This window comes from Vibrio splendidus 12E03 (genome assembly GCF_000272105.2).
GTDB lineage: Bacteria > Pseudomonadota > Gammaproteobacteria > Enterobacterales > Vibrionaceae > Vibrio > Vibrio splendidus_I.
In genome coordinates this window covers 1-8,545 of sequence record NZ_AJZD02000160.1, presented here as the reverse complement: position 1 = coordinate 8,545, position 8,545 = coordinate 1, and the positions used below count along the sequence as shown (strand labels likewise).

The following is an 8,545-nucleotide window of genomic DNA, read 5'->3' as shown; positions in this document are numbered from 1 at the left end:
AGTTAAAGCTCAGCATCAACAGTTCTTCAACAAGAGCATTCATTTGATCACCCACAGTTGAGCGCTTAGCAAGAGCAAAACCATGCTGATAAAACTCACCAGACATCCAAGCTGCGTTTGTATCTACAATGTCTCCATGAAGAACTTCTTCACCTGTACTTAACATTGCGATTTTCGTCATATTTCTATCCCTTGTTGTCATAAAAAGACACTGCATTATTTACAAACTGGTCTATGGTTGAATTTGGAGCAATTCGCCTTTTCACTAATATTAATAATGTTAAACCTAAGGTTTTCTTAGGAAAAGCTATAAATTATTAGTTCCCTAAATCAGGCATTTAATAGATAATTGTGACCCTGATCAATTCCAAACTTTCTCATGGAGACCCTTGTGGCCAAATCACCGTTACTAGCAAAGGTTACTGCTGCATTTACAATGCTAATATCAGTTAACTCGGTTGCAAGCCAATACGACTTCGACCAGCCAATCAACCTTTCTTATTCGGATGAATGTGCTCAAGATTACTGTGTTAATGATAGCTTGTACACCTACAAGCCTAGTACCAATTACGCACTGAGCGAATCAAGTGATGAGTACGACTTCTCAATCCAACAACCAAAACACCTGTTGGTGAGTCAGGAGAAGGATTGGGATTACCTAATGGGTCAAACCTACACCATTCTTGGCCTGAGTGTCGCGACGGTGGGTTTGATGACTCTCCTACCTGAAAGTATCACTAAGTGGGATGATGACCAACGTGATATCAGCTCATTAGGTAAAAAGTGGAAAGATAACGTGTCTGATGGCCCAGTATGGGACCGTGACGAACACTTCCTAAACTACGTGATGCACCCATATTTTGGTGGTGTTTACTACACTGCAGCTCGACACGCAGGTTACGATGAGTTTGAGTCTTTCTTATACTCTTGGACTATGTCGACGTTCTTCTGGGAATACGGCGTAGAAGCGTTTGCTGAAGTACCTTCATGGCAAGATCTCTTTATCACTCCTTTCTTCGGTGCGGTTGTCGGTGAAATGATGCTAGAAGCAGAGCAAGACATCGTTGCTTCAGGTGGCGAAGTGATGGGATCTCAAACTATGGGTGATGTGTCTCTATTCTTCCTAAACCCTGTTGGTCACATCCACTACTGGGTAAGTGATGCATGGGGCGGTGACGCAGAAGTTAATCTGAATACTAACCCTTGGTGGGATAACCAAGACGCAGCACGATTCGCCTATGATGCTGGTGCACGATACGATTCTCAATTTGTTGGTATGAACTTTAAAGTAACGTTCTAAGTCAGCTTTCAGTCTCTAAGTTTTAAGTTACTGCATTCCCAATAAAAACGACAACTCATCCAAAAAGCGGCTCTCTAGCCGCTTTTTTTTGTGCCCTACTCTTCATTCTCTTTTTTTGCATCACAGCTTAGTTTCAAAAATTGACGTAGGTCAAACATTGTTCGATGTAACCTTCTACACTGAAATTAAAGAACTTTATCGCGTGATATCAAACATTTAATTCGCAACAAATCATTGAAACTTTGGGGGCTGATATGAACAGTACATTTATCGTAAACTTTATCGGAAAAGCATCACCAACAACAATCAAACAGCTTGCTGCGGTTACTCACGAAAACGACGGAAAATGGCTCATCAGTAAAGTGAACTTTATTGAAGACCAAGTCGCAGGCGTACTCAAGGTTCAACTTCCAGCCATCAACGAATCGATTGTTAAAGAGGCTTTCAGCGCCAATCCAGATCTCATCGTACAGTTTGTCGATTCAGATCATACGCATAATGTCCAAGACACAATCCATCACCTAAGACTCGATTCTAACGACCGAGCAGGTATCGTCAATGAAGTGACACATGTATTAGATAGACAAGGGATCAGCATTCTAGATATGGACTGCCACCGAGTCTTCATTGCGGGCGGCGGCGGTGTAAGCTCAAGCCTATTCACTTCAAAAATAGCGGTTAAGCTGCCAATCGAAGTTCAAATCGATGATGTAGTTAATGAACTCGAAACACTCAGTGAAGACACTCGAGTGATGATTGAAAGCTAAATGAATAGCAATGAAGCACAAAAAAAGAGCAGCTCATCGGCTGCTCTTTTTATTGCTCTGAACTTATGATTCAGTTACTTAACTGACCATTGTGACAATGAACGTTTGAAGTCTTCATAGCCGAATTCATTTAGCTTCTGAACGTCGCCATTGCTGCGCTCGCAGTAGATTGATGGCATCTTCAGGCCGTTGAACCAGTTCAGTTTCACCATGGTGTAACCTGCACTATCCAATAGGTGAAGCTTTTGACCTATTTTCAGCGGCTCGTCAAAGCTTGTTTCACAAAACTGATCGCCCGCCAGACATGAACACGAACCAATCACGTAGTCATGACTTCCGTTTTCAGACGCTTCCAATACCGATGCAGGCTCGTTGTAGATAAGCGTGTCAAGGCGGTGCGCCTCGGTAGCTGAATCCACAATCGCCGTTTTCTTCACGTTCTCAACAATATCAACCACTGTCACAACTAAATCTGTCGTTTTAGTGATGATAGCTTCACCCGGTTCAAGGTACATTTGCACGCCGTGTTTTTCAGAGAAGGCTTTTAGCGCAAGACCAAGTTTCTCGATGTCGTAGCCCGGCCATGTGAAGAACACGCCGCCGCCCATGCTCACCCAATCTAACTTATCTAGGTGATCCCCAAACTGTTCTGAGATTGAATCAAGCAAACCAATAAAGGCATCGACGTCTTTGTTCTCACAGTTCATGTGGAACATCACGCCATTAATCTCATCAAAGATTTCAGGCTTGATATGGTCAGCTTGTACGCCCAAACGCGAGAATTGACGCGCAGGGTTTGCTAAGTCTTGTCCTGCGTAGCTTACGCCCGGATTTAGACGTAAACCCAGCGAGGCTTTACCTTCAACAATATGACGGTAAGCTTCGAATTGGCTTTGCGAGTTGAAGATCATCTTGTCGCAAATATCCGCAACTTCTCTCACGTCATCTTCGCTGTAACCCACACTGTAAGCGTGCGTTTCACCGCCAAAGGTTTCATGACCAAGTTTTACTTCGTACGGGCCAGAGCTTGTCGTGCCATCGAGGTAAGGCTTGATGATGTCAAACACACCCCATGTAGAGAAACACTTCAGTGCCAATACTAGCTTCACACCTGAAATCTCTTTCAGCTGCTTCGCTTTCTCTAGATTCGCAATCAACTTGTCTTCGTTGATCATGAAGTAAGGCGTTTTTAGTTCGTTGTTTTGCATGTTAATACCTTGCGGCCCTCGAGCTCACGAAGGCACATGATAATCGAACAAAGCCGACGCAACAGCATCGGCTTGTAGTTATACGTTCTCGTCATTCATATGACTTTGAATTGAATTTGCAGAGCTGTGACCTTGTCGCTAGGGCAACGCAACGAGGGCAAAGAGCCAAAATTACTTCAAAGTATGGATTAGAGGTAGACCTTGCCCAGGTTCTAGCTCTTGAACGTGCCAGTCTAGACCGATTTCAGGCATGGTTGCTAGGAACGGGTCTGGGTTTAGCTGTTCCATGTTGAACACGCCTTTATCAGCCCATTCACCACGGAAGAACTGAAGTGCAGCAGTAATTGCAGGAACACCGGTTGTGTAAGAGATCGCTTGGTGTTCTACGTCTTCGTAAGCCACTTCGTGGTCTGCGTTATTGTAGATGAATACGCTGCGCTCTTTGCCATCTTTCTTACCTTGAACCCAAGTACCGATACACGTTAAACCTGTGTAACCCGGAGCCAAAGACGTTGGATCTGGCAATAGAGCTTTAAGAACATGTAGAGGTTGAACAACAGTGCCATCGTGCAGTGTTAGCGGATCTGGGCTCAGAAGACCGATATCACGCATGCAGTTGAAGTAGTTCAGGTAAGCATCACCAAAGCCCATCCAGAATTCGATACGCTTAGCTGGGATGAATTCCTTCATTGAACGAACTTCATCGTGCGCCATTGAGTAAACTTTGTGAGAACCACAGTTAGGGAAATCAAACTCAAGCATACGAGAGTGGCAAGGTACTTGTTTCCACTCTTCATTTTCCCAGTAGAAAGAATCGCCTTGGATCTCAAGCATGTTCGTTTCTGGGTCAAAGTTTGTCGCAAACTTCTTACCATGATCGCCTGCGTTTACGTCCATTACGTCGATCGTATCGATTTCATCGAACAAGTGCTTAACCGCGTGCGCTGCAAATACTGAAACCACACCTGGATCGAAACCCGCACCAAGAATACCTGTGATGCCTGCTTCAGCAAACTTCTCACGGTAACCCCACTGCCAATCGTAAGCTTGTGGTACTTGTTGGCCTTCAGAACATAGGTCAACCGCTACCGATGTATCTAGGTAAGATACTTTTGCTTGGTAACACGCTTCCATGATCGCCATGTTTACCCAAGGAGGACCAGCGTTGATTACTAGGTCTGGTTTCACTTCGTTAATCAGAGTAACAAGTGCATCAACATCGTCAGCGTTTACTGCGCGAGCTTCTAGTTTTTTAGTTGAATCTTTAAGGTTGTTTTTACCTTTAATCGATTCGATGATTTTTTCACACTTCGCGATTGTGCGAGAAGCGATTGTGATATCACCCAGTACTTCGTTATTTTGTGCTGCTTTATGTGCAACAACCCAACCAACGCCGCCTGCACCAATTTGTAGAATAGCCATAGTATTAATTACCCTTGTTGTTCTGCTAGCTCAGTGGCTAGAGTTTGAATTTTGTTAATTAGAGATTTGAAATCTGATGTCTTTAGGCACGGATTCAAGATAGTGAATTTAAGCGCACTCTTACCATCCACGACCGTTTCACCCAATACTGCAACGCCACGAGTCAGCGCTTCCAGTCTTAGCGTTTGATTAAGTTTGTCTAAATCTAGCTCGCCGTTTGCTGACGGCTTAGATCGGAACAGCACTGTTGATAGTGAAGGCTCCGCGAGTAGCTCTAAGTCAGCTTGGTTTTGAATCAGGTCTGCCACTTCTAGTGTTTGCTCAAGAAGATGGTCGTACATATCGCCCAACTGCTTTGGACCAACACTTTGCATAGTCATGAAGACTTTCAATGCATCAAAACGCTTGGTGGTCGCGATAGACTTGTCGACTAAGTTCGGCAGCTCATCGTGTTCGCGGTTTAGGTAATCTGCGTGATGCAGAAGGTACTTAAAGTTCGCTTTGTCTTTCAACAACACCGCACCACAGCTGATTGTTTGATAAAAAAGCTTATGGAAATCGACACTTACAGAGTCCGCTTTCTCGATGCCTTGTAAACGAGCTTTATGGCTGCTTAAGATAAGCGCGCCACCGTAAGCACTGTCGACATGAAACCAAAGACCTTGCTGGCTTGCGATGTCAGCAATCGCATCAAGGTCATCGATAGCACCGTGATCAGTAGTACCTGCCGTACCAACTACGGCAAAAGGAATCAGACCTTGAGCTTTAAGTGCTTTGACTTCTGCATCTAATAAATCAGGTTTGATGGTGCCATTAGCGTTTGTTTCAACACAACACACCGCGCTCTCGCCTAAGCCAAGTAGTGAAGCGGACTTTTGAACCGTGAAATGAGATTTGTTTGAGCACAAGATACGAAGCTTGCTCGCGTAATCTGGTAAACCCAGCTTTTGGATTGAGTGACCATCGTGTTTATCAGCAATCCAGTCTCTTGCTAGCAATAATCCCATTAGGTTACTTTGCGTGCCGCCACTAGTGAAAACACCGTCCGCTTGGTCGCCAAGTTGGTACTTGTCACACATCCAATCAACCACTCGCTGCTCAACATAAGTCGCAGCAGACGCTTGGTCCCATGAATCCATTGATTGATTCAACGCCGCGATGATTGATTCCGCCGCTACCGAAGCCATAAGAGGAGGAGTGTGGAGGTGTGCAATACAGTCTGGGTGTTGCACAAAGATGGAGTTTGCAGCGACAAGGTCTGCAGTGCTATCTACAACATCAACCAAAGCGTGTTGATTGTTATCGAGGTCGACAGCTTTGATAGCGGCCTCTAGTACTTTAGGTTCTAGACCTGAGTATGGCGTTTCAACTTGCTCAAAAACCGCTTTCATCGCTTGAGTGGTTTGGTTCATCACGTTAGCGAATTCGTCGCTACCGCCTAAACCTGTCTGGATGAAATGCTTGTTCCATTCTTGGTTTGCTTGTTCGCTTGAAGCTGGGTCTTTTTGTAAACCACCACCTGCTGCGATGATCGCTTCTTCCATGACGCGCAATGCAAAGTCAATCTGCTCAAAAGAGATAATCATCGGTGGTAGGAAGCGAATCACAGAACCATCACGACCGCCCTTCTCGACCATCAAACCACGCTCTAGTGCTGCGCGTTGAATCGCTAGGGTGAGTTCACCGTCTGATTTCGGTTCACCAAATTTGTTAAGTTCGCCGCTTGGTTGCTTGATCTCAGCGCCAAGCATTAGACCTTTACCACGAACTTCAGCAATACAGTTAACGCGAGATTGAATCTTCTCCAACCCATGACGCAAGTATTGGCCTGCAATGTTCGCGTGCTCAACCAAACCGTCTCGCTCGATGATTTCTAACGCTTTCGCACCAGACACCATAGCCAGTTGGTTACCGCGGAAAGTGCCGGTATGCTCACCCGCTTTCCAAGTATCGATGCTCTTATCGAATACAAGCAGCGACATTGGCAGTCCACCACCTATCGCTTTAGACAAACATAAGATATCAGGGTTAACGCCTGACTCTTCAAACGCGAATCGATGACCTGTTTTGCCGACACCACACTGGATTTCATCAAAAATCAGTAGAATGCCGTGTTCATCACAAATACGACGTAGGCCTTGTAACCAAGAAGCAGGAGCCGGAATCACACCGCCCTCTCCTTGCACAGGCTCAACGATCATCGCAGCCGGCTTCATGATGCCAGACTCGTCATCGTTCAACATGCGTTCGATATAGCGAATGCTTGCGTTAGCACCCGCTTCACCGCCAATGCCAAAGGGGCAACGGAGGTTGTATGGGAAAGGCATGAAATGTACGTCAGACATCAAACCGCTACGACGTTCTTTAGTACCTAGGTTACCCATCATACCCATGGTGCCGTTAGTCATGCCATGGTAAGCACCACGGAACGCAAACATGGTGTTGCGACCTGTGGTTTGCTTAGCTAGCTTGATCGCCGCTTCCACAGCATCAGCACCAGATGGGCCACAGAATTGAAGAACTGAATTCTTTGAAAAGTCTTGAGGGAGAAAAGCTTTAACTCGCTTGATAAACGTCTCTTTTGCTTGAGTCGTGATATCAAGTGTTTGGTATGGCAAACCAGAATCGAGCTGGTCTTTAAGTGCTTGGTTAATCTCAGGGTGGTTATAACCCAAAGAAAGTGTACCTGCACCGGCTAAGCAATCGAGAAACAGTTGGCCACGAGTATCTTCAACTAAAGCGCCACATGCTCGTTTAATAGCAATAGGCAGGCGTCTTGGGTAAGAACGAACATCCGACTCATGCTGTTCTTGCTCTAGCAAAATAGCGTCAGGTGTTAGGTCGTACGTTCCCTCTAAGATAGGAACCATAGTTGAAAATGAATTTGCGATAGTATTGATATCGACTTCAAAGGCGGTAGTCATAAAAGTCCCCTTGAATGTGTTCATACTCACCTCCATCAGACGCAATTACCCACCAACTCTCGTTAAATTTGGAGAGAGTTCATAGTGAAGCACGCGTATTGTCTAGAAATGAGATATAGCTGTACGCTCGCATAAGTCAAATGACGAATACGAAATTAAGCCGTCTTAAGACAGCGATAAATTGTTAGCGTGAGCTCAAGGTTCAGTAATGCTACTGTTTTGAAGAATTGGACATTTTTGCAGGATCGGGCAGCTATGAGGAGCTGATCCCTTTGGAAATGCAGAGCTGATTAGCAATGTTGTAATTAGTGTGTTCAATGTTGGGTTTCCCATTAACATGGCGAACTGCGCCATAAGTATCCCGTCTATCAGCTAAAGGACTAGCCAATACCTACCCTACGTAATGTCCCAATCAGCAAGAATGGTCACTACGCGTATCCCCCAGAAGCAATCGTTGCTCTTCTTAAACATTGTTCATTCCGAGATTGCGCAGGAAAGTAACATAAAGTGAAATGAACGATCAATAGTTTTTAATAATAGCCTGATAAATAGCAGTGGTGGCTAAGCAATTGCTGAAAATATCGTCAGCACTATCGTTTAAGAAAGAGATCCCCGGTTCGCTAGTTCCTCGCGCCCGAGGATGACGACGTGGGGTTATAAACGTTGCTAGAGAAGCTTTGAGCCATTGTACCTTTCCGTCATTCCCTAGTACGAGGAACGAGTTCATAGGGGATCTCGCTTTTAAAAGCTAACTGTTCTAAACGAACTTAATTGCGAAATTTTTAAATAAAAATAGAAGTGAATTTTGAGTGCGGATTCAAACAACAAAAGTACAGATACGAAAAAGCTGAACGCCCGAAACCAAAAAGCCCGAACATTTCTGTTCGGGCTTTTTAATTTGGAGCGATACATCGGGTTCGAACC

At 44.9% G+C, this 8,545-nt stretch carries 6 protein-coding genes; 2 read left to right on the top strand and 4 right to left on the bottom strand.

Annotated features, from left to right (window positions below; translation table 11 throughout):
* A partial coding sequence (locus A142_RS11435; RefSeq protein WP_019820633.1) for a molybdopterin-binding protein occupies positions 1 to 181 on the bottom strand: 181 nt, incomplete at its 3' end.
* 210 nt (positions 182 to 391) lie between these two features.
* Here A142_RS11435 and A142_RS11430 point away from each other — a divergent pair.
* Together A142_RS11430 and A142_RS11425 are read left to right on the top strand one after the other, a co-directional pair.
* Positions 392 to 1,300 carry a DUF3943 domain-containing protein gene (locus tag A142_RS11430; RefSeq protein ID WP_019820632.1) on the top strand — a complete coding sequence of 303 codons (909 nt, stop codon included), beginning with the start codon at positions 392 to 394 and terminating at the stop codon, positions 1,298 to 1,300.
* 254 nt (positions 1,301 to 1,554) lie between these two features.
* The gene (locus tag A142_RS11425) at positions 1,555 to 2,067 is read left to right on the top strand and encodes a glycine cleavage system protein R (protein ID WP_019820630.1); all 513 of its coding nucleotides are present in this window, start codon (positions 1,555 to 1,557) and stop codon (positions 2,065 to 2,067) included.
* Between the two features lie 74 nt (positions 2,068 to 2,141).
* On the opposite strand, the gene nspC is transcribed toward A142_RS11425, so the two are convergent.
* The 3 genes from nspC to A142_RS11410 form a co-directional block, all read right to left on the bottom strand.
* The gene (gene nspC, locus A142_RS11420) at positions 2,142 to 3,275 is read right to left on the bottom strand and encodes a carboxynorspermidine decarboxylase (protein WP_019820629.1); all 1,134 of its coding nucleotides are present in this window, start codon (positions 3,273 to 3,275) and stop codon (positions 2,142 to 2,144) included.
* A gap of 171 nt (positions 3,276 to 3,446) precedes the next feature.
* Entirely contained in the window at positions 3,447 to 4,697 is a 1,251-nt protein-coding gene (locus A142_RS11415) for a carboxynorspermidine synthase (protein WP_019820628.1), read from the bottom strand.
* Positions 4,698 to 4,705: 8 nt separating this feature from the next.
* Positions 4,706 to 7,645, bottom strand: coding sequence for a pyridoxal phosphate-dependent class III aminotransferase (locus tag A142_RS11410; protein ID WP_029405311.1), 2,940 nt, complete (start codon positions 7,643 to 7,645; stop codon positions 4,706 to 4,708).
* Positions 7,646 to 8,545: the final 900 nt, after the last annotated feature.